The 1,015-nt window shown below is 50.8% G+C and carries 1 pseudogene; it reads right to left on the reverse strand.

The window, feature by feature from the left end:
* Nucleotides 1-421 precede the first annotated feature (421 nt).
* Nucleotides 422-961 (reverse strand): annotated as a pseudogene (locus V0288_RS24950) (transposase); the annotation flags it as partial.
* Nucleotides 962-1,015: the final 54 nt, after the last annotated feature.

A 1,015-nucleotide genomic window follows, 5' to 3' on the forward strand; every position in this document is an offset into this window, starting at 1 on the left:
TGGTCAAGATACTGGTCGGGTCGCCGACCGGGACAATAGCTCGATGCCGGGATTAACTTTAAAAACCGCCCCCATCATCGGGGGCGGTGACTGTTTTTTTCCGCTTCGTTCGTTCAGATCCCGACCGCGAGACTTTAAACTGTCGATGAACGTGGGTATTCTTTGCGATATCAAGCGGAATGAGGAAAGGAAACGTCAGTTCGGGATAAGAAAAGGAGGGGACGATAAGCAATACTTCTCGGTTAAGAATTAAGCGGTGTTAGAAATCAAAAAAATCGGCGGTTCGATTCTGGAAGAGACCGCTAGATGGCTCGGCTTTTTCGAGGGAAACTTGGAACGGGGTTTTTTGACAACCCTCGGATTGCTTCGAGACTGACGCGGAGGAATCCGCTCTTTCAAGATGTCTTGGATGAGGCGGGAAAAAAAAGGGGGATTGCTTGGCTCCGATATCTTGAAAATCAGCGAGCGAACGTCGGATTACCCGTAGGGTTCCCGTAAAACTTAAGCGTAGCGGGGAGATACCGCCCACGGTAGCGGCTTGTAGCATGAGCGAGCGGAGCGCGTAATGTCCGATGAGCCAGCCGTAAATTTCTTGAACGACCTCACGGGGTTTGAGGGAACGGATCGGGGTCTTCCGTCCGAGTAAATGGGTTTTCAATTCGTCGAGCGTATTTTCGGCTTCCCACCGTTGATGGTATTGCTCGGCTAGGAGTAATACGGGAAAGGTCTCTAAATCCAATCAATCGGTGATTAAACGATAAGTGGTTGTTTCCGTCGCGTTCTCGATACTGTACTCGATCACTCGAACCTGCATTCGAGTAGCCCCTTTCCTTCTCGATTTCCGGTCGGGAGCCACCCAACCCGGATAGGAACCGTCCTCTAAAACTTTTTCGACGGGAAACTTAACGTTCGCGGGTACTCTTCCGAGGAAATGACAGCCCCTCTCTCGCGTCGCGTTAACCCTCTTCCGTCACACTAGGGAACAGGAAGACAGAAATGACAGGGGAAAACAGAT

The sequence above is a fragment of the Pannus brasiliensis CCIBt3594 genome (assembly GCF_036688125.1).
GTDB classification, from domain to species: domain Bacteria; phylum Cyanobacteriota; class Cyanobacteriia; order Cyanobacteriales; family Microcystaceae; genus Pannus; species Pannus brasiliensis.